Source organism: Enterococcus sp. AMC2644 (assembly GCF_058216475.1).
Map to the genome: position 1 here is coordinate 619,680 of NZ_CM177095.1, position 22,376 is coordinate 642,055.

Genomic DNA, 22,376 nt, shown 5'->3' on the forward strand with positions numbered 1-22,376 from the left:
GAATTACAGGAGAAGAAAGGGTTGCTTATATGATTAAATTAATTGCTTCAGATATGGATGGTACATTATTAGACGCAGAAATGCGAATTTCCCAAGAAAATATAGAAGCGATTCAATACGCACAGGCAAAAGGTGTTGAATTTATGGTCGCTACTGGTCGAAATCGTTCTGAAGCGCTACCTGCGCTAGAAGAAGCTGGCATTGACTGTGCGATGATTACTTTAAATGGGGCACAAGTATTTGACCAAGATGGAAATATAGTCTTTAGCGCACCTATTGATTTAGAAACAACACAAGCTATTTTAGCTATTTTAGATGAGCATCAAATCTATTATGAAGTTTCAACTAATAAAGGCACTTATTCTGAAAGCAAAGAACAACGCATTGAAAATTTTGCAGCACATATCGCAGAAACAATGCCACATTTAACACATAAGATGGCCATTGCTATGACAGTTGCTCGTCTTGAATTTTTACCAATTCATTTTATTGATAGTATTCATGACTTGATTGTTCAAGATGAAATTACCGTATTAAAAGTCATTTGCTTCCATAAAGAAGGTGCAGCTTATTTAGGGCCTGCTGCTAAAAAACTCAATGCCTACGATGAACTTTTTGTGACTTCCTCTGGTGAAAATAATATCGAAATTAATCACCGCGCTGCCCAAAAAGGAATTGCTGTCAGCCATGTAGCATTAGATAGAAATATTGATATAGAAGAAGTAATGACCATTGGAGATAATTTAAACGATGTAAGCATGATTCAGGCTGCTGGTGTTAGCTTTGCAATGGGAAATGCCTTATCAGAGTTAAAGGAATACGCCAAATACATAACTGAGACAAATGTTCAATCAGGTGTAGGTAAAGCCATTCGTCGTGCCATTGATGAAGAATTGTAAACCATAACGCTTCGACTAAACGGAGGTGAGTGGTCGTGTCTGAGTTTTTTATTCAAGAACAATTGAGTGCCGTGACTAGAACTGTTATTAAAGATGAAACAGGACACTCTCTTTATTTACTCGTTGGTCGTTGGGGAACTAAAGGAGACGCTTTATCGCTTTATCGCATGAACGGAACTTTGGTTGCTAGTATTAAGCAAGTCAGCTTTACATTTGGTAAACGTTTTGAAATCTATGAGGATTTCCAAAAGGTTGGAACAATGCAAAAAATTTTTAATTGGCCTGGGGACTTCTACTATGTTCAACAACTACATTGGCAAGTTCATGGTGATATTTACAACCATCACTACCAAATTCATCATTTTAAAGAAGAAATCATGCGCATGTATAAAGCAAGTTTGCTCACAGGTGATTTTTATGTATTAAATGTTGCGAATGATGCAAATGCTCCAAAATGTATTTGTATTGCAGCAGTGTTAGATTATTGGCTTTATAATCGTAAAACCAAAGAATCACTCGAATATAAACTCAAATTTGCGAACACTTTTGATTAAAAAAATAGCAGGTAGAGCTAATTCTACCTGCTATTTTCAACTAAATTGTTTTTTGCATATGATTGTATTTATGACCGCTAATCATTTGTTCTCCCACTACTTCAAAGCCTTTTCGTTCATATAAACGTTGGGCATTGGGATTGGCTTGGTCAACACAAAGACCAATCACTGATTTCTCTTCTCTTTTCACAATTTTGTCTAACGCATCCAATAATTCAGAACCAATGCCTCTGCCACGAAAAGCTTCATCCACACAAATCGTATCTAAATACCACTCATTTGGAAATGTTTCTGGATCGAGAAATAGTGGACGATCAATCATCCCCATTTCTTTTAAAACACGAGCTAAAGCATCATCTACAATAGTCTCTTCTTCAGCTGGATAACCAAAAGCAATCCCAGCAATTTCACCATTCACTTCTTTAACCAATCCTCGCTTGTAACCATAGCGATATGTCGGATCTTTAACTGCTTCAGTCAAGATTTCAATTGTTTTTGCTTCACCTACTTCATGGACGAATGGTAATTCCATATCTTTTAAAATAACAAGAACTAGTTTAGCAATAGCTACACCGTCTTCTGCTGTTGCAAATCGAATCATTTATTCTACCTTCTTTTCATTTGTATAGGTTTTAGTCTGCTGAATTTCTTATTTTTTGTTATACTGTTCCATAGGAGGAATACACAATGAATATCCTATATATCTCAATTTCAGGTAATACGCGTTCTTTTGTAACACGTATACAAACCCTATCTGAACAAAAACACGCAGAAAACCCTGATTTCCCTATTATACAATCAAAAGAAATTCACGACAACAGTTTAGATGAAGTCTTGAATGAACCGTTCTTTGCCATCGTTCCTACTTATTTAGAAGGTGGAAATGGCGTGGACAATGGCGATCAAGAAATCTTAACTGAAACCTTACGTGAATATATTGCTTTCGGAAATAACGCAGATTTTTGTTTAGGGATTATCGGTAGTGGAAATAAAAATTTTGGTTACCAATACTGTTTAACCGCCAAACAATACAGCGAGCAATTTAACACGCCTCTACTAGCAGATTTTGAACTTCGCGGAAATAGTTCAGAAATTGAAGCCATTTATGGTAAATTAGTTACAGTATGGCAGAACGCAGGTCAATAAAACAAGCAATGAAAATTGAATGAGGTGATTATTTGTTTCAAGTATTAAGAACATTTTTATCGGTATATGAGACACATAATTTTACGCGCACAGCAGACAGTCTCTTTCTGTCTCAACCAACTGTTTCTGCGCAAATCAAAAAATTGGAAGACCATTTAAATGTGTCACTTTTTATTCGTAATGGGAAACAAGAAATTATTCCTACAAAAGAAGCCGATTTTTTGTATCCACGTTTCTTAAAAATCATCGAAGAATGGGAAGATGCCACTCATCACGTCAATACACAAAAGAATTTTCGTGAGAAATGTATTTTTGCTAGTTCGCAAACTTGCGGTGCGTATCTTATTCCGAAGCTAGTTCCTATTTTGATAAAAGAATTTCCGATGATTGATTTTAGTTTTCCTATTATGCCTAGCGAGAAAATTATTCACGACTTAGAAAAGTCAAAAGTTGATTTTGGTTTAATAGAGACTCCTGAACGTAGTAGTCAAATTGACCGGCATTTAATTGCAGAAGATGAATTAGTTTTAGCTGGTGATTTAACTTCCAATTATTGGCTGTTACCAGAATCAGATTCCCCACTAGGAGAGATTAATGAGAACTATTTAAAAATACGTAATCTAGTTCCACATGTCATCCGGACAAATAATCATGAAATGACGTTATCTTTACTAAAAAATGGCGTGGGTAAAACCATTATTTCTAAACTGGCACTCGATCAATCTATTCCGTGGTGTTCGTTGGAAGTTGGCAATCAGCGCAGTCTTTATTTTCTAACCAGACAAAAAGTGGTCTCTGAAGAATTAGCAGCTGTTTCAACTTTTATCCAAGAACAAATCAAAAAGTCTAATCCTAATTAACCCCCCTCACTTACAGCTAACTAAAAGAAGTCATCGTTTTTGCGATGACTTCTTTGTTATCCACATATTTACAAGTTAATTGTTTCATATTTTTTACGTTTCACAAAAAGTATACTCTAAAAAATCCAGTAAACCTATTATTCATCATACTTGTTCCGCTTTCACATTTCCCCAGCATTTTATCTTCGTGAAACAAAACATTCATTCAAAAAATTGTTTGTCCAGGCTATATTGTTTTCCTTGGACAATATCGTATTGAATCAACTGATAATCCGTATAAATTTCTTGCACTTGTTGATCTAAAGCCAATTCTGATTGCCATTGACCTTTTTGCAGATACATCCCTTTTTCAAAGGCAGGTAACTCATTTTCTAATTTTAATAACATGGAATAAAATGGTGAAAGTTGTAACCCACTGCGTTCAAATAAATTAGGTGCAAAGTAAAATGGACTGATCACTTGATTGGGTTCAAATTGCCACTTATTTTGTGAATCCCACATCAGAAATTCTGTTTCATGCAAAGTAATTTGTTCGTTCTCTGCTTGAATTTCATCAGAATAAATTCCTGGTAAATGATCCCCCCAAAAAACAATTAACGTCCGTCGTGGCAATTGCTCTACTTGATTAATAAAATCACTCAATGCTTGACTGCTATAAGCAATATCTTGTAAATAATTGTCTAGACTACTCTTATTTCCATTGCCCTCAGCTGAATAATGTAAGGTATCATATTTGCCACCATAAGGCATGTGTGTTTGCATTGTCACTAAGTGGACAAACTGTGGTTGTTGATTATCTTCTAAAATATCCATGATTTCAGCATAAGCTGCTTGGTCAGAAATATATGGATTTTGTTCAATTTTGTCCGTATGTTTCATCGTATCTTGATCTAGAAATTGATTAAAACCTAAAATATCATAGACATCTTTTCGTTTATACATGGATGTATCATATGGATGAATTGCGGTTGTTTGATATCCGCGTTGCGCAGTTAAAGAAACTAAAGAAGGTAATTGATCCATTTTGGGGACTAATAGTGTGTAAGGTGTTGTCATTTGAGAATTAAACAATTCCATCGAAAAACTAGTCAACGCTTCAAATTCAATATTAGCTGTTCCTCCACCATAGTTTTGCGACAACATTTTCCCACTGTATGTTTGATTAGCTCGTCCATAATATTCTTTCAATGGATCTCCAGTCACTTCTAAACCCTTTAAATGACTTGGATCAGAAAAGCTTTCACTCATAATGTAAATGATATTCGGCTCTTCTACTTCTTGCTTTTTATTAAGCTGGTATTTTTCTGTAATTTCATCGATTGTTTTTTCAGAATAATTTTGAGGTTTTTCCATCGCTTCTACCCGTAAATTAAATAAAAAACCACCCATGAAACCTGTATTATAATAGTTCATTTGTTGTGAATAAGGAATCCATAGCGCCGTACGATTGTATGCCTTACGTAATAAATTTTCTTCATCATTAAAATGACTTACGTAAGCTAATCCTGCCAAACTGATTAGCAAAAAAGATACCCGCATAATTTGACGCTTTTTAGTTAAATAAAAACTACGATACAACTGCCAACCAAAAATTCCAAGCGCCCCAATGATAATTAGAATCGCTACAACAAATGGTCCTGTACCAATCATCTCTTTTAATAGGTCAAATTGTGTTACCATTTTTAAATCGTCTGGATAAATAGGTTCTTGACGGTAACTCATTTTAAGATAGGTCGCGTAACCGATTAATAAAACGACGACACTATAAAAGGTGGTACCGGCAATCCACGAACCTGCCAAACTAATTAAAAAGATATAAAAAATTCCTAGCACTAAACTACCTAAAAGAAATTTTTCTGTATGCCAAGAAAAGGCAAATTTTAATGCTAAGTCAGTAGATAAATTATTTTGACACCACTGTAAATAGAGATTGCTAAGAATGATTCCTACAATACTTACAATAACTACAATACTATATTTAATTTTAGAATTTATTTTCAATGAAAAACCCCCTTCATCAGTGTCTTATTTTAAGCTTCTTTTTTGCGGTTGTAAATGAAAGAATATGAAGCAAAGAAATAAAAAAACATCCGAACTATCATGAAAGAACCACTAATTAAGGTGGTCTCTTAAGGCCTATATAGACTTTAAGAGCAATCTCTCGATAGTTCGGATAGCTTAGTCTTCATCTAACTTATCTTTTATTTCCAAAAATCATCTAAAATGGTAATTGGTAAATGACGTTTATGTTGACCTTTACGCCACCAGTTTTCCAGTGTTGCTTGAGCTTCTGGAGAAATAGTTTTTCCTTCTAGGTAGTCATCTATTTCAGCATACGTAATCCCTAGTGCTACTTCATCAGCAATTAATGGTTTCCCATCTTCTAAATCAGCAGTAGGTGTTTTTGAATACAATTCTTCAGGTGCTTCAAGTTCAGCTAATAATTGACGACCTTGACGTTTATTCAAACGGAAAAGCGGCAAAATATCTGCGCCTCCATCACCAAATTTAGTAAAGAATCCCGTAACATTTTCAGCCGCATGATCTGTTCCCAGTACCGCACCTGAAAATTCGCCAGCGATAGCATATTGTGTAATCATGCGTTGTCTTGCTTTGATATTTCCCTTATTGAAATCAGAAATAGTCACGCCTACTGCTTCCAAAGATGCCACTTGTGCATCGACAGCCGGTTTAATATTCACCGCTAATTGACTATCTGGATTAATAAACATCATCGCTTTTTTAGCATCTTCTTCATCTGCCTGTTCTCCATAAGGCAAACGTACAGCAATAAAATGATAATCTGAATCATTTGTTTCTTGACGCATTTCTTCCATCGTTAACTGTGCTAAACGCCCTGTTAAAGTCGAGTCTTGTCCTCCACTAATTCCTAAGACAAACGTTTTTAAAAAAGGATGTTTCAATAAATACGCTTTTAAAAAATCAATACTTCGACGAATCTCTTCATAAGCATCAATTTCTGGTTTTACCCCTAGTTCTTGAATAATTTCTTCTTGTAAACTCATAAATTTACTCCTCCTTGCTCATTAAATACTTGAACTTGCTTACGAACTTTCTCCATAATCGCCATTTTGTGATTCCAACATTCTTGTGATAAATCAACAGGATATGGTTGTGGATTTAAGTCTCGTTTATATTCGTCCCATAACGCATCTAAACATTGATGAGAATAAGCTTTAATATGCTCCAAATCAGGTAATTCATAAATCAATTTACCCTCCACAAAGATATCTTGTAACAAAGGACGTGCTTCAAAGTCTGTAACTGTTTTGTTAATATACGTATGAACGGGATGGAACATAAAAATACTCTCTTGTTCAGTTGGCTTTTCATTCCATAATGTAACATAATCACCTTCTGATTTGCCATCAAGCTTACGTGTAATACGCCAGACTTGCTTTTTACTTGGTGTGGAAACTTTTTCCGCATTGCTAGATAATTTAATCGTATCTTCTAAGATACCTGCTTCATTTTCGATGGCTACCAATTTATAAACAGCACCCAAAGCTGGTTGGTCATAGGCTGTAATTAATTTCGTTCCTACACCCCAGACATCAATTTTTGCTTTCTGCATTTTTAAACTTAAAATGGTGCTTTCATCGAGATCATTTGAGGCATAAACTTTAGCTTCAGTGAAACCCGCTTCATCTAGTTGCTCACGAACCTTTTTCGAAATATAAGCCATATCTCCACTATCAATACGGACGCCTAAGAAATTGATTTTATCACCCATCTCTTTTGCTACACGAATGGCATTTGGAACGCCAGATTTCAACGTATCATACGTATCTACTAAAAAGACACAATCTTTATGTGTTTTTGCATATGCCATAAATGCGTCGTAATCATTGCCATAAGACTGAACCAATGAATGCGCGTGTGTTCCACTTGCTGGAATACCAAAAATTTTCCCTGCGCGAACATTACTCGTCGCATCTGCTCCTCCAATGAAGGCTGCGCGTGTTCCCCAAATAGCTGCATCCAGTTCTTGAGCACGGCGAGAACCAAATTCTAATAAAGGATCATCACCAATCACTGATTTAATTCGAGCAGCTTTCGTCGCAATCAATGTTTGGAAATTCACCATATTCAATAACGCTGTTTCAATTAATTGTGCTTGTGCTAAAGGTCCTTCGACTTGAATTAACGGTTCATTATTGAAGACCAGATCGCCCTCTCTCACTGAGCGAACAGTACAACTAAATTCAAAATCTTTTAGATACGCTAAAAAGTCTTCAGAATAACCACCCACTTCACGTAGATAAGCCAAGTCAGTCTCTGTAAATGTTAAATTCTCTAAATAGTTTACCAGACGTTCCAAACCTGCAAAAATGGCATATCCATGTTTAAAAGGCATTTCTCTAAAATAACATTCAAAAATCGCATGTAAATCGGCACGACCTAACTCCCAATAAGTTTGCATCATATTAATTTGATATAAATCTGTGTGTAAAGTCAAACTGTCATCTGTATATGTTTTTTGCATACGCTAGTAACTCCCTTGTCAATTTCTATTTATTATTATAACAAAAAAAACTAAAAATACCGACTTAAGCACAAAAAAAGCGATAGTTTTTTTCACTATCACTTTAATTTTCAATTTATTTTTGGATAATATGGTCAAAAATATACGTTCCTAATCCACCTTCAAAACATTCACCTGCTTGTTCCATACAAACTGCTTTGACAGCAGTACTCGCATTGGCCATAGCAACGGAAACATCAACCACTTCAAACATTGGCAGATCGTTTTCACCATCACCAAAGCCGTAACTTTTTGCGTTTGGAAAATGCTTTAGATACGATAAAATAGCAGCTCCTTTTGTAGCTAATGGATTTACTATTTCTAATGTTTGTTGGTATGACTCAAAAACATAGCTTCCCTCCATCGTTAGTTTGTCACGCAAAGCTTCTTTTTGCCGATCGTCAGCTTCCATCAATTCAACTTTGACAATTTTCAATTCAGGATGTTCTTGAATAAATGTAGGTACGCTTAAGACATTTTGACATTCTTTTTTAAAATAGTCTTCTTTATAATCCATTACGTCTACACCCACAGCACCTAATTCTTCTTCAAATTTAGTATGTAGTGCTTGAAAATGTGCTTGATAACGCGTCGCATCATTCAAAAAGACTCCTTGATCTGTATGAATAAAATAAAACGTATTTTCTGCTTCTAAAAGAGCTAAACTATCTAAACATACTTGATGATCTAGACAATTACTCAATTGCGGTTCTTCATTTTCTAGTTTAATTCCTGCACCATTACCAAAAATAATGTCACAAGGAAGATTAGTTGTTGTTAATAATTCTTGAGCTAATTCAAGACCACGTCCTGTCACAAAAACAAAATGGTCGCCTTGGTCATGGAGTGCTTGAACAGCGGCCACATTAATAGGTGGTACAGTTTGACTAAAATCTTGAAATGTACCATCTACATCTGCAAATACAATATTCATTTGTTGTCCCTTTCTTGCTCTTCATCGGTTAATATTCCCAAGAAAATTTCGACGACTGCAGGATCAAACTGAGTCCCTGCATTGACGCGAATTTCTTCAATGGCTGCTTTTTGTGACAGTGCTTTGCGATAAACTCGGTCATTTGTCATCGCATCATATGAATCTGCTACCGCTAAAATACGACAAGCAAGTGGAATCTCATACTTTGATAGTTTTCGTGGATATCCTGTACCATCCCAACGCTCATGATGCGCTAAAATCAAATTCGCAAATGGCGCTAATTCTGGTGTAGCTTGAGCAATACGATAGCCAATTTCTGCATGACGTTTCATCTCTCGCCATTCGCTGTCAGTTAATTTTCCTGGTTTGTTTAATATACTCGGATCTACCCCCACTTTACCAATATCATGTAATAAACACAATAGGTCTAGTTCATTCAGCTCATGAGAAGTCAGCTTCATCCTTTTCCCAATTGCATGGCAATACTGGACTAAGCGCTGTGAATGCTCTTCTGTCTCATTGCTTTTTTCATATAATGTTGCTAATAAACTATTAATAATGGCATGGCGATAACTTTTTCCATCAAGTAATTTTTGATGATACATATATTCTTCTGCTTCATTCATTGCTTCCACAATTGTTTTGCTAGTATCAATGATTGTTGCGAAGCCTAAAGATACACTTGCCTTCACACCGACAATACCTGGCACAGTAATGGGCATTTGACGAAGCTTTTGTACCATTTCTTCTGCTTCTTCTAAGCGGGTTTTAGGTAGAATTATCATAAACTCATCACCACCCCAACGGGAAATAATGTGTTCTTCAGAAAAAACACCTGCAAAAACAGTCGCTATTTCTTTTAGCAATTCATCACCTGCTTTATGACCAAAGACATCATTGGTTAACTTCAGACCATTTACATCTGCCATCACTACTGTAATTGGAAAATTGCTTGGTTGACTAAAACAGCCAACATGCTTTTCAATATAGTGCCGATTATACAGCTTCGTAATCGGATCACGATAGCTTAAAAATTCAATTTGCTGTAACTGCTCCATCTCTTTTTGAATATCACGAAAAACAATCACTACTCCTTGATAATTACTATGTTGGTCTTTAATCGGTGCCTCACTTTTAGCAATGGGTAACCATCGAGCATCTTTGGTTAATAATAATGCGATGTGTTCAAATTTGACTTGGACCTCTTTATAGAAAGCTACCTTTTCTCTTAAATCAGTTTTCTCGCAAGTTTTCTCATCATAGATCGTAAAAATATCTTCAAATTTTTTTCCTAAAACTTCATGGCTCTGCCAGCCAGTAATTTTGGCAGCCTTATCGTTAAAGCTCGTAATTTCTCCTTGTTTATTCATAGCGATGACGCCATCGCCAATCGATTGTAAAGTAATACGTAATAACTCTTCTTCGTGTAGTAGTTTTTGGCGTAATACTTCTCGGTCAGTTACTTCATAGGCTATCGCATAAGCAACACGTTCGCTTCCATCCCAAATCAGACTACAGTAGACATCGACTAACCGAGTCTCACCATTTTTTAAAACTTGTGGAATTGAGCTTAACAAAGTATCCCCGTGTCCCTTATTATTATAGTGTTTACAAAGTTCCTCTAATGGTCGGCCATTGATATCTGAAAGCTGGAGTTTTAGGAACTCCTCTTCCGTATATCCATAAAAATTACATGCAGAGGGATTTACCGATAGAATGCTCCCTGTTTCTAAATCAAAAATAATTTTAATAGCTGCGTGTTGATTAAACATCGCTTGTAATCTTTTACTTAGTTGCTGATTTTCTTTCTTTATTTCATTCACTTCGGAAACATCTTTACTATAAGATAAGATATACGGAATCCCATAAGTACTAAAAATAGGAGTTAATTCTGTATATAAAGTAAATTGCCGTTCACCTACTTCATAATTTCTTTCATAATGAACTAAGCGATTCTTCTGGATAGCTTCATCTAGATAGCCTTCTATTTTTTGCCGTAAGTTAGTTTTAAAAACTGTTGCAAGTGGCTCCTCTCTTAAATCTTTTAAACCAGTCAATTGCATATATAAGTCATTACTTTTTACATAGCGGTATGTGCCTTCATTAAATTCTAGCAGTGCTAAGGCATAATTTTTGCTTTCAAAAAGTGGGTCTACAATACGTAGGATTTCCATGCGTGCTTCGTTTTCTTTTTGAAAGGCTAATTGTTCGTCTGCTTGTCTTAAAAAAAGAAGCATCTGTTTGTTATTTAATGGCATTGCACTTATGGTTAAAAAACAGTTTGCACTCGCTACAAAACAAGTCATTTCATGAGTCTTTTTATTGCTCATTGCATGATTGCACAAAGATAACCAAATTTTTTCTTCATGAGGAAATTCTTTAAAAAATGTTGAAAATTTTTCTCCATTTTTTTCTTGTTCCCAGTTTAGCATTTTTACAAAAGTTGCATTCATAGCTTGTAATCGGAAATCGACAATACAATTTTCTGAATCAAAAATTGGGTCTATCTGACAACTTCCTAAAGAATCCATTGCTTGTGTATCTATCATTTGGTCTTTACTCATTCATCTACCACCAGTTTTGGACTATTTTTCTAGTTTGTTCAATTCTTCTCTATTTTAGCAAGTGCTTTTCATAAAAGCAATTTTGATACTAGCTTTCTCAGATATATTTTTGTTTTTTTATTATCAATTCTAAATTAAGTAAGACAACAAAAAAATTCTCGGTGCGCACCCAAGAAATAAGTCTATCGGAAATGTTAGAGAACTAGTAATTATTAAAGAAGACGCATTCAAATCCAGGTTCACCTTCCTAAGTAAAATAGTAGCAGTTCGTTTCGAGGGAAGAATGATTCCACAAAACCTAGCTTATAAAGACAACGGTTTTGATAATTTCATTATTGAAAGTTTCTTTATTTAATTGGATTAGCAAGTCTAGAGCATTTTAAGCAGGCGCTAGAAGATAAAATGCTCCAATAGCAAACAAATCTAGGTAAAAATAAAAGGCCTGAATCCGGTACAATACCGAATTCAGACCTTTTAGCTTAGTAGACCTATAATCTCGCAAATAGTTTATTACTATTATAGAGAATCTAAAAATTAGTTTACATCATACCGCCCATCATTGATGGATCCATTGCTGGCGCTGCTGGTGCAGCTGAATCTGGTTTATCAGCAACAACTGCTTCAGTTGTTAATAATAAAGCAGCTACAGAAGCGGCATTTTGTAATGCTGAACGAGTTACTTTTGTAGGATCTACAATTCCTGCTTCTAGCATGTTTACCCATTCCCCAGTTGCAGCATTAAAACCAATACCTAATTCAGCATTTTTCAAGCGATCAATAATTACGGAACCTTCATACCCTGCATTTTCGGCAATTTGACGGACAGGTTCTTCTAACGCACGTAACACAATACGGATACCAGTTGCAGCATCACCATCTGCTTCAAGAGCAGCAACTTTATTGATAACGTTCACTAAAGCAGTACCCCCACCAGAAACCATACCTTCTTCTACAGCGGCACGAGTGGCATTCAATGCATCTTCAATACGTAATTTCATTTCTTTTAATTCTGTTTCAGTTGGTGCACCAACTTTAACTACTGCTACACCACCAGCTAGTTTTGCTAAACGTTCTTGTAATTTTTCACGATCAAAATCAGAAGTTGTTTCAGCAATTTGGTTTTTAATCACTTGCACACGTGCTTCAATTGCTTCTTTTGAACCAGCACCTTCAACGATTGTTGTATTGTCTTTGTCAACAACGACTTTGCTTGCTTGACCTAAAGTATCAATTGTTGCATCTTTCAATTCTAAACCTAAATCTTCAGTAATCACTGTACCACCAGTTAAAACGGCAATATCTTCTAGCATTGCTTTACGACGATCACCGAAACCTGGAGCTTTCACAGCGACTACATTAAATGTTCCACGAATTTTATTTAAGACTAATGTTGGTAATGCTTCACCATCAACATCATCAGCAATGATTAACAATGGTTTTGATTGTTGTAAAATTTGTTCTAGCAATGGCAAAATGTCTTGGATATTTGATATTTTTTTATCAGTAATCAAGATGTATGGATTTTCTAGTTCTGCTTCCATTTTATCGTTGTTTGTTACCATATATTGTGATAAGTAACCACGATCAAATTGCATTCCTTCTACGACATCTAATTCTGTTTCAATTCCTTTTGACTCTTCAATTGTAATAACGCCATCGTTACCAACTTTTTCCATAGCGTCAGCAATATATTCACCAACTTGTTCACTACCAGAAGAAACAGCTGCTACTTGCGCAATAGCTTCTTTGGAATCAACGATGGAAGAAATATTGTGTAATTCTTCAACGGCTGCTTTTGTTGCTAGTTCAATACCACGACGAATACCTAATGGGTTTGCTCCAGCAGTCACGTTTTTCAAACCCTCACGAACAATTGCTTGTGTTAAAACTGTAGCTGTAGTAGTACCGTCACCTGCAATATCGTTAGTTTTAGATGCAACTTCAGAAACTAATTTTGCACCCATATTTTCAAAATGATCTTCTAATTCGATCTCTTTAGCAATTGTTACTCCATCGTTTGTAATTAATGGTGAACCATAAGATTTTTCCAAAACAACATTACGACCTTTAGGGCCTAATGTTACTTTTACTGTATCTGCTAATTTATCTACACCTCGTAGCATTGCTGAACGAGCGTCTTCTGCGAATTTAATATCTTTTGCCATGATTTATTTCACCTCAAAGTTTTTTTATAATTCTTATTTTTTATTTGATTATTCTACGATTGCAACAATATCTTTTGCTGAAAAAATCAGATATTCTTTACCGTCGTATTTCACTTCTGAACCAGCATATTTTTCAAATAAAACAGTGTCACCAACTTTAACTGGTACAGCTGCTAGTTCCCCATTATCTAAGACGCGACCTTCACCGACAGCGATAACCGTTCCTGTTTGCGGTCTCTCTTTGGCTGCAGATGCTAAAACAAGTCCTCCGACAGTTTTTTCTTCTTCTTTTGCGACTTCGATCAATACACGATCACCTAATGGTTTTAACACGATAAATCCCTCCAATTAATTTCTAATAACTTTGATTTGTTGTCATTAGCACTCTCATATATAGAGTGCTAACTTACAAAACTAATATTACTGATTTTCATTCTAGAATGCAAGTCTTTTGAATCATTTTTTTATAAAAGTCAAAATTGGTTAAATCATTCAGTTATTCTTAACGATTTGTTTCTCTCTATTTTGTTATAATAGTAAATATATGAAAGGAGGATTCCATGTCTACAAAAAAATACAGCATCCTAACTATCTTATGTTATGCAGTTGCTTTCTTTTCACCAGCTTTCTTACCTGCGAATCAACAAGTGCTAGCTACAATGATCGCTTATCTTTTAGGGGCAGTAGTCTTAATCATTTTATATTTAAAGCAAAACGAATTACTATCTTTTGATAGAGCAAAAACAAATTGGCTGAAAGTCATTGCTTTTGGATTGACAGGAATTTTTGTTGCCATTTTTTTACAAAATATCGTCTTACAAATTGAGCAACTATTTGGGCAAGAGGTTGCTTCTGAAAATACACAAAATATTATTCAACTGGTTTTAAGACAACCCCTTTTTGCAGTTGCCGTGATGATTGGCGGCCCCATTATGGAAGAGTTTGTTTTTCGTCGTGCTATCACAGGCTTTCTTGAAAAATATCTGAATGTTTGGTTCGCCATTAGTATCAGTTCCTTGTTATTCGCCCTCATTCATCAAGATGGACATTTACTCCTGTATTTTTCTTTAGGCTTTTTCTTTAGTTTACTTTATTACAATACTGGAAAAATCTGGACTTCTATTTTGACGCATGTTGGTATGAATACCTTAGTTGTTGTTGCTAATGTTATTTTACAGACTTTAGACATTCCCAAATAAAAAATTGTCTAGAATGTTAAAATGGACCCTAGATAATAGCGTCTGATAGAAACTGTCAGCAAACTATTATTTAGGATCCATTTTTTATGGCTTATTTTTTATAGCGTTTCTCCATTGGTTGCAATCACTTTTTGATACCACTCAAATGATTTTTTCTTACTACGTGCTAACGTTCCATGACCTTCATTATCTTTATCCACGTAAATAAAACCGTAACGTTTTTTCATTTCCCCAGTACCTGCAGAAACTAAATCAATAAAGCCCCATGGTGTATACCCCATCAAATCAATACCATCATATTCAACAGCTTCTTTCATTGCTTCAATGTGGGCTTTTAAATAATCAATACGATAATCGTCTTCTACTCGGTTCGTTTCAGGATTTATTTCATCAATTGCACCAAAACCATTTTCGACAATAAATAATGGACGTTCATAGCGTTCGTTAAACCAGTTCATCGCATAACGCAAGCCCATTGGATCAATCTGCCAGCCCCAATCAGAAGCGTCCACATTCGGATTACGAACCAAATCACGTGCTTCATCATAATCAAAGGCTGGTGCTTTGTCATTGTCTTTAATTGCAAAAGACATGTAATAACTAAAACCAATGTAGTCAACAGTTCCTTTTTCTAGCACGTCAAAATCTTCTTTTGTCCGATCTAATTGATAGCCTTTACGTTCAAAGTACGCCTCGATATAACTTGGATATTTCCCTTTGCAATGAACATCTGTGAACCAATAACGACGTTGCATAGCGACGGTTGCCGCCATCATATCTTTCGGTGCGCAAGAATATGGATAAATAGGTACCATCGCAATCATACAACCAATTTGAAAATCAGGATTAATTTGATGACCAATCGCAACTGCTTTAGCGCTAGCAACTAATTCATAATGCGCTGCTTGGTACATAATCTGTTCACGGTCTTCTCCTTCAACATATTTCAAACCAGAATTGGTAAATGGTGCAAAATCTTCTACGTAATTTGCTTGGTTATTAATTTCATTAAACGTCATCCAATATTTTACTTTATCCTTATAGCGAGTGAAACAAACTTCTGCAAAGCGTCCAAAGAAATCAATTACCTGACGATTACGCCATCCACCATATTCGGTTACAAGGTGATACGGCATTTCAAAATGAGACAACGTAATCACTGGTTCAATGCCATATTTTAAACATTCATCAAATAAATCATCATAAAATTGCAACCCAGCTTCATTGGGTTCTGCTTCATCACCCTTAGGAAAAATACGTGTCCAAGCAATCGAAGTTCTGAAACATTTCAATCCCAATTCTGCAAATAATTTCACATCTTCTTTATAATGATGATAAAACTGAATGGCTTCATGGTTTGGATAGTTTTCTCCTTCGATGACTCCATCCGTAATACGCCGTGGAACACCGTGCGCTCCTACAGTCATTACATCAGCAACACTAACACCTTTACCGCCTTCTTGCCAGCCGCCTTCTAATTGATGGGCAGCAACTGCGCCACCCCATAAAAAATCTTTTCTTAACATAGTTACACATCCTTTTCATTAATTAAATTTCTTCGTCATACTTGCCCCACATTAATTTAATTCATCTTTCTGACATACAGGAAATAGCCATAAATAATGGCTCGAGACTGGAACATAAGCAAAATAAGCAAGCCCATTTCGCCGCCTCTTTTTGTAAAGATAATGATTCTTTCTAAGTCTCTTGTTCCTATGTTTATTCCACTAAAAGTATTCGTTTACATAAATTAATATAAACAAAAATCTCACTTAAAAAAAGCGTTTATAAAGAAATTGAAACATGTTTCAATAAAAAAAACAGCTTCCAATAATTATTCGGAAGCTGTTTGATTGGCGAGATAAACTTTATGGCTAGCTTGCTGTGCTAAGACTTCTAACAATGTAATCACAGGAACTTGTGTGGTGATATTTAAACTTTCTCTTCTGCCATAAATTACTTCAGGCATATGATAGGATAAATTATAATCAGAAAAGCGAGCAATAGTTGAGTCTTCCTCATTGGTAATACTTAAAATAGTTCCGCCATATTGTTTAAATTCTTTTATTTGATCTAAAACTTCTGATGTTTCTCCCGATACCGACAAAGCAATAACTAACGTGTTGGTTTGCAACCGAGGTGAAACGGGAGCAAAAGCATCTGTTAAACTATAACAATTCAATCCAAAATTCATGAAATAACGACTACCATACATCCCTAAGATACCGCTAGTTCCAATTCCTGTAAAAATGATCTGATTTGCTTTAACAATCATATCAACGGCAATAGCTAATATTTTACGATAACTTTCTTGATTTACCCGCTTTAAAAAAGTATCAATTTGTGAAGTTTCATGATAAAAATAATCGAGATTATAGGCGTTCTCTTCCTCTAATTTTTGCTTAATAGCGTATTTCAACTCAGAAAAACCTGCTAAATTTAACTTATGGCACATACGAAAAATGGTAGATGTCGAAACATGACATACAGCCGACAATTCACGAATTGACATAGCTAATACCATTTTCCGATTCTTTAAAATATAGTCATAAACCATCATTTCCAAATCATTTAATTTCTTGACTCTTTCGTTATCAAACATCTTAGCATCCTTTCTGAACAAAAAAGAAGAGCATTGCGCCCTTCTTTTAAATGACAAATAATTCCGTTGCTTTATCTGGATCGGTATCATACACATGAACGGTTTCGCCAATGCCTAGTCCGTGTTCATACAGTACATTTTCCATTGTCATGTGGGCTAATTCTTTTAAATTATTCTCACGACTTAAATGTCCTAAATAAATCCGTTTCGTATTATCTGTTAGAATATCCGTCATAACTAGTGCCCCATCTTCATTAGATAGATGACCCCGATCGCCTAAGATTCGTTGTTTTAAATTCCACGGATACGCACCCATACGTAACATTTCTAAATCATGGTTACTCTCCATTAAATACGCATCTGCTCCACGAATAGTTCCACGCAGATAATCGCTACAATAACCCGTATCTGTCAACATGACAAATGATTTACCATCTTTATAAAAACGATAAAATTGCGGTGCCGCCGCATCATGAGATACCCCAAAACTTTCAATATCCATATCACCAAAAGTTAAAATTTTTCCCATTTCGAAAATATGCTGTTGTTCTACAGCAACCTTGCCAATTAAAGGCGACATTGCTTGCCAGGTTTTTTCATTAGCATAGACATCTAATTTATATTTTCGAGCAAGAACACCCACGCCATGAATATGATCGCGATGTTCATGCGTAACCAAAATAGCATCTAATTCTTCTGGTTTCCGTCCGACTTCACCTAACAATGAAGTAATTTTTTTGCCACTTAGACCAGCATCTACCAAGATTTTTTTCTTCTCTGTTTCAATAAACAACGAGTTGCCAGAACTTCCACTTGCTAAGATGCTAATTTGAAATGCGTTTTGTTTCTCCATTGCCTGTGACTTCCTCTCTAAGTTTGAACATTGAGTCCATTATACCTATCTTTTTACGTATTTTCTACTGTGCGAACTGTAGTATTTGTGATAATCCGATTTGTTAAAGCATTAACTCGTTCAATTTGAATTGTCTCATCTGGGGTTTCAATCGCTACAAACCAAGCTGGGACATAAACATTTTTTCCACGAACTTTAAGCGTTAATGTATAGGCAAGCTGTTGCCATTTTAAGGTGGAATTACTTGGAATTTTATTGTTAATGTATAGCGTATTAACTGCATCTTCCTCAGAATATAAGGTCATCGCTTCTCGAAGAGGCGTTAACTTATCGACATGAGTTTGCGTATAACTAACAATCGTCACTGCCTCCTCTTCTTTTCTTACAGTGATTCCCAGACGACTAGAATCATCGTTAATCGGAATACCTTCATAAGTTTGGGCAGCAAACAATTCAGCATAATCGCCATCTACTCGATCCCATTCCGGAATATAGGCATATTCACTTTGAAACATTAAATTATTACTCTTTTCAAAGTAACTATCCAATGTATCGATGATTTGACCATTGTTCCGTAAATAAGCCCCATCATTAACAACATGGGTTAAAACGGGTCCTTCCGTTGTCGTTTGACCATTAACAAGTTCTGTGTGAGTCCCATTTGCTCGTTCTTTTTCTATGAGTTCATTCATATTTGTTGGTTCACCGCTTAGGTAGTAACCGAGAATTTGTTCTTTTGAAAAATCTCCATCTGATTGAATATTTTCAGATGCTAAACGTTGTTCAATTGGAATTTTTTGATTCGAACGAGAGACAATATTTTGCTCAGAACGTGCTTCCCGATAAATACTGATTAGAAATATATTTACTCCCAGAAAAGCTAGGAAAAAAATCCATTCGATTCGTTTAAAATCCATTTGTCTCCCTGCTTTCTTCTAAATGTGCTAGTAACTGTTCATAACTATACCAAGTATTATCATATTGAATGTACCAATTAGGTTCTAAGTCAATGACGCCCGTATCTTGAATATTTTTCCAGCCATACCCGATTAAAATCATACTTAATTTTTCGTATTCTGCACCATGTAAATATAAGTTTTGAACGACTTCATAGCTAGACGGCAAGGTTATTTCACGTTCTGAAGGAATTGGTACTTGAATCGTGTTTAAATTCGCTTTTATTTCAATATTTTTTTGATTCACTTGACCATTTTCACTAAAACGGACAGTTATTTTCCCTTCAGCTTTATCACTAAAAACAGGAAATCCCTCGACAAAAATACGATAGTCAATCATGTTTTTCGCTTGAGAAAATAAACGTAACGACCCATAATTCGTACCTAATCCACGAACATAATCGTAACTTTTCGCATAGATATCAAATTGATGATCTGTACGAACAACACTACGAAAGTCAATTTGTTGCTGTTCTTGTTGGATGGTCATTGATTCTGTCCCATCATAAAAATTTAAATTAGCTGTTCCATCATTACTTCGAACATTTTTGGGATTAGTAAAGAATGAATCACGAAACACCGTATAGGGACGAGTAGAAGAAATATAGCTGTACATCTTCAGCTTCACCGGTTCTACTGTGTAATATTGATAAAAACTGTACGCTGGATCACGAAACACTTCGATCCATTCAGCAGCATTGTTTTTAATAGTGTGCTTAAACTCATTCATCCCTGATAAAATTTTTGCTTCTAAAACAGTTCGTTTGTTTCGATTTATAAATCGAATTTTTTCGCTTTTAAAATCAACTTGAATACGTAAGAATTCAGTATCCTCTTCCATCTCATCTGACATCGGAATAGTCACATGGAAAGTATCTAAATATGAACGAATAGGTATTGCTGCGGCATAAACCAGTTCAACGCCTTCGTCCAATTGGGTTTGTGCAACAAAATCTTGTGCAGAGTCATATTTTTTCACATACGCTGTTTCAAATTTTGCATCAGTCATATCTGTTTGGAATTTTTTAATCAAGCTTTCGGTATTGGTTTCATCTATTCCATTCTTATCAATACGTGTTAAACGTAAAGGCAGAAAAACTTCTGATGCCTCTTTGACGTTTAGTTCTGTACTAGCATCAGTCTCTACTTCATTGACTAAGGCAGCATCTTTGGTTGCCGGACTCCACCATATAAGGTAAGACAAGTAAAAACTTAGAGCAATCATTATACATAAGCCAAATCTTACCATTCTTTCTGTGATTTTCATTCCCACCAATCCTCCTCATAAGGTTCATATGGTAAGCTGATAAAGAACGTCGAACCAACGTTTTCACGACTTTCTGCCCAAATAGTCCCCCCATGAGCTTTGAGCACTTCACGAGAAATGGCTAATCCAAGACCTGTTCCACCTTGTTTTCTAGCACGAGCTTTATCTACACGGTAAAAACGATCAAAAATTTTCGTTAAATCTTTTTTAGGAATTCCCAAGCCTTGGTCAGTAACGCTTAAAATAATATTATTATGCGTCTCTACTAAACGAACAGTGATGATTCCCCCGTCCGGTGAGTATTTAATGGCATTATTCATAATATTATCAACTACTTGAATCATTCGATCGGTATCAACTTCCAACCATAAATCACGTTTGGTAAATTCACGACGAATGATATAACTCTTTTCATGATTGTTAACCATCATGTCAAAACGATCTAGCACAAAATGTACCAAATCTTTAAAGTTAATAAATTCCAATTGCAATCCTGCATTACCGCTATCCATTCGTGACAGATTTAATAAATCATTAATCATACGAATCATTCGGTCTGTCTCATCTAAAGTCACTTTTAAAAAGTTTGGTGCAATTTCTGGATCTTGCCAAGCACCTTCATTGAGCGCTTCGATATAACTACGCATACTTGTTAATGGCGTGCGTAATTCATGTGATACATTTGATACGAATTCGCGACGTTCTTGCTCTGTTTTTTCTTGCTCAGTAACATCATGTAAAACAGCCACTAAACCAGAAATAAATCCCGATTCCCGACGAATCATCGAGAAATCAACCCGCAAAATCAGAGCTTCTAGACTCGGATCGTTAGATGGACGTTCCAATAAAATTTCATCTGGATTTTCTAATAATTTACGTAATGTATAATCTTCTTCCATCTCAAATAACATTAGAATTGACTGACCAATGGCTTCTTCTTGCTTAACATTTAATAATGAAAGTGCCATTTCATTGATTGTAATCACTTTACCTCGACGATCTGTTGCTACTACCCCATCAGTCATATGTGCTAAAACGCTATTTAATCGATTTCGCTCAGACTCCATTGCTTCTTGTGTTTCTTCAATTCGTTCAGCTAATTGATTGAATGTTTCAGCTAACTGACCAAGCTCATCACGACCTTTAACTTCTACTTTATGACTATAATCTCCCTTGGCGATTCGTAATGCTTGTTCTCGCATTTCACCAATTGGCTGCGTGATGGAACGTGCAATTAGTACCGCCACCAACATAGAAATCATTGCAGCAATCACTGATGCAGTGACAAAAATAAATGCAATGTTATTAATCTCATTGTATTTTTGTTCTAAATTACTTTTAACATACAACAGACCAATAACAGTATCTCCAGCAGACTGAATTACTTGAACATTAATCTGTACGCGATCGCCTGTTGAATCATCAATTGCCGTAATATTTTTATTTGCAAAATCATTAATATACGGATCTTCGTTTTTCTTACCAATAGAGTTTCGATCACTGACATTCGTTGTTGCTCGAATGATACTTTTTTGATCGACAACTTTCATTTCAACAATATCAGGCGAATCACTGTTATCCAAAACACGTTGGATTTCACTATCTACTTGTTGACTATCGGCTCCTTCTTGACCTAAATAATTACCTAATGTACCTGCAAGTGTTTCAGCTTGGGAATTCATTCCTATTTTAAAACTCTCAATCGTTGAACGTTCCAATCCGCGAATAAAATACGCCCCGATAATCTCGATTGAAATTAACAAAATCAAGATAAAAGTCAGGGCGATTTTAAAGTTCACTGATTGAAAAAAGCGAACTTTATTTTTCATAC

General features: G+C 35.5%; 19 protein-coding genes. 5 read left to right on the plus strand and 14 right to left on the minus strand.

Annotated features, from left to right (window positions below; all coding sequences use genetic code 11):
- Positions 1-29 precede the first annotated feature (29 nt).
- Together AC4BC5_RS03075 and AC4BC5_RS03080 are read left to right on the plus strand one after the other, a co-directional pair.
- The gene (locus tag AC4BC5_RS03075) at positions 30-899 is read left to right on the plus strand and encodes a Cof-type HAD-IIB family hydrolase (protein WP_490496709.1); all 870 of its coding nucleotides are present in this window, start codon (positions 30-32) and stop codon (positions 897-899) included.
- Between the two features lie 35 nt (positions 900-934).
- Positions 935-1,453 (plus strand): LURP-one-related/scramblase family protein, encoded by a 519-nt coding sequence (locus tag AC4BC5_RS03080; protein ID WP_490496710.1) that lies wholly within the window; start codon positions 935-937, stop codon positions 1,451-1,453.
- Positions 1,454-1,493: 40 nt separating this feature from the next.
- Here the strand turns inward: AC4BC5_RS03080 and AC4BC5_RS03085 are convergent, their stop codons facing one another.
- Positions 1,494-2,054 carry a GNAT family N-acetyltransferase gene (locus AC4BC5_RS03085; RefSeq protein ID WP_490496711.1) on the minus strand — a complete coding sequence of 187 codons (561 nt, stop codon included), beginning with the start codon at positions 2,052-2,054 and terminating at the stop codon, positions 1,494-1,496.
- 86 nt (positions 2,055-2,140) lie between these two features.
- Here AC4BC5_RS03085 and nrdI point away from each other — a divergent pair, with 86 nt between their 5' ends.
- Entirely contained in the window at positions 2,141-2,599 is a 459-nt protein-coding gene (gene nrdI / locus AC4BC5_RS03090; RefSeq protein WP_490496712.1) for a class Ib ribonucleoside-diphosphate reductase assembly flavoprotein NrdI, read from the plus strand.
- 32 nt (positions 2,600-2,631) lie between these two features.
- Positions 2,632-3,459: a LysR family transcriptional regulator gene (locus tag AC4BC5_RS03095; protein WP_490496713.1), complete on the plus strand. Its 828-nt coding sequence runs from the start codon at positions 2,632-2,634 to the stop codon at positions 3,457-3,459.
- A 201-nt stretch (positions 3,460-3,660) separates the two neighbouring features.
- Here the strand turns inward: AC4BC5_RS03095 and AC4BC5_RS03100 are convergent, their stop codons facing one another.
- From AC4BC5_RS03100 to groES, 7 genes are all read right to left on the minus strand, one after another.
- On the minus strand, positions 3,661-5,460 hold the full coding sequence (locus AC4BC5_RS03100; RefSeq protein ID WP_490496714.1) for an LTA synthase family protein: 1,800 nt from the start codon (positions 5,458-5,460) through the stop codon (positions 3,661-3,663).
- Positions 5,461-5,660: 200 nt separating this feature from the next.
- Entirely contained in the window at positions 5,661-6,485 is an 825-nt protein-coding gene (gene nadE, locus AC4BC5_RS03105) for an NAD(+) synthase (protein ID WP_490496715.1), read from the minus strand.
- Positions 6,482-7,966, minus strand: coding sequence for a nicotinate phosphoribosyltransferase (locus tag AC4BC5_RS03110; RefSeq protein ID WP_490496716.1), 1,485 nt, complete (start codon positions 7,964-7,966; stop codon positions 6,482-6,484). The genes nadE and AC4BC5_RS03110 overlap by 4 nt, the downstream gene beginning before the upstream one ends.
- Before the next feature lie 115 nt (positions 7,967-8,081).
- On the minus strand, positions 8,082-8,939 hold the full coding sequence (locus AC4BC5_RS03115) for an HAD-IIB family hydrolase (protein ID WP_490496717.1): 858 nt from the start codon (positions 8,937-8,939) through the stop codon (positions 8,082-8,084).
- Positions 8,936-11,503 carry a sensor domain-containing diguanylate cyclase/phosphohydrolase gene (locus tag AC4BC5_RS03120; RefSeq protein WP_490496718.1) on the minus strand — a complete coding sequence of 856 codons (2,568 nt, stop codon included), beginning with the start codon at positions 11,501-11,503 and terminating at the stop codon, positions 8,936-8,938. The genes AC4BC5_RS03115 and AC4BC5_RS03120 overlap by 4 nt, the downstream gene beginning before the upstream one ends.
- A gap of 539 nt (positions 11,504-12,042) precedes the next feature.
- Entirely contained in the window at positions 12,043-13,668 is a 1,626-nt protein-coding gene (gene groL, locus AC4BC5_RS03125; protein WP_490496719.1) for a chaperonin GroEL, read from the minus strand.
- Positions 13,669-13,716: 48 nt separating this feature from the next.
- Positions 13,717-14,001, minus strand: coding sequence for a co-chaperone GroES (groES, locus tag AC4BC5_RS03130; protein ID WP_490496720.1), 285 nt, complete (start codon positions 13,999-14,001; stop codon positions 13,717-13,719).
- A 227-nt stretch (positions 14,002-14,228) separates the two neighbouring features.
- On the opposite strand from groES, the gene AC4BC5_RS03135 reads away from it, so the two are divergent.
- Positions 14,229-14,867, plus strand: a complete 639-nt coding sequence (locus tag AC4BC5_RS03135; protein WP_490496721.1) for a CPBP family intramembrane glutamic endopeptidase — start codon at positions 14,229-14,231, stop codon at positions 14,865-14,867.
- Positions 14,868-14,965: 98 nt separating this feature from the next.
- On the opposite strand, the gene AC4BC5_RS03140 is transcribed toward AC4BC5_RS03135, so the two are convergent.
- The 6 genes from AC4BC5_RS03140 to walK form a co-directional block, all read right to left on the minus strand.
- Positions 14,966-16,393 (minus strand): 6-phospho-beta-glucosidase, encoded by a 1,428-nt coding sequence (locus AC4BC5_RS03140; protein ID WP_490496722.1) that lies wholly within the window; start codon positions 16,391-16,393, stop codon positions 14,966-14,968.
- 308 nt (positions 16,394-16,701) lie between these two features.
- Positions 16,702-17,469, minus strand: coding sequence for a MurR/RpiR family transcriptional regulator (locus AC4BC5_RS03145; protein WP_490496723.1), 768 nt, complete (start codon positions 17,467-17,469; stop codon positions 16,702-16,704).
- Positions 17,470-17,515: 46 nt separating this feature from the next.
- Entirely contained in the window at positions 17,516-18,322 is an 807-nt protein-coding gene (locus tag AC4BC5_RS03150; protein WP_490496724.1) for an MBL fold metallo-hydrolase, read from the minus strand.
- A gap of 53 nt (positions 18,323-18,375) precedes the next feature.
- Entirely contained in the window at positions 18,376-19,239 is an 864-nt protein-coding gene (locus AC4BC5_RS03155) for a two-component system regulatory protein YycI (RefSeq protein WP_490496725.1), read from the minus strand.
- Positions 19,229-20,545 carry a YycH family regulatory protein gene (locus tag AC4BC5_RS03160; protein ID WP_490496726.1) on the minus strand — a complete coding sequence of 439 codons (1,317 nt, stop codon included), beginning with the start codon at positions 20,543-20,545 and terminating at the stop codon, positions 19,229-19,231. The genes AC4BC5_RS03155 and AC4BC5_RS03160 overlap by 11 nt, the downstream gene beginning before the upstream one ends.
- Positions 20,542-22,374, minus strand: a complete 1,833-nt coding sequence (gene walK, locus AC4BC5_RS03165; RefSeq protein WP_490496727.1) for a cell wall metabolism sensor histidine kinase WalK — start codon at positions 22,372-22,374, stop codon at positions 20,542-20,544. Before walK ends, AC4BC5_RS03160 begins: the two co-directional genes overlap by 4 nt.
- Positions 22,375-22,376: the final 2 nt, after the last annotated feature.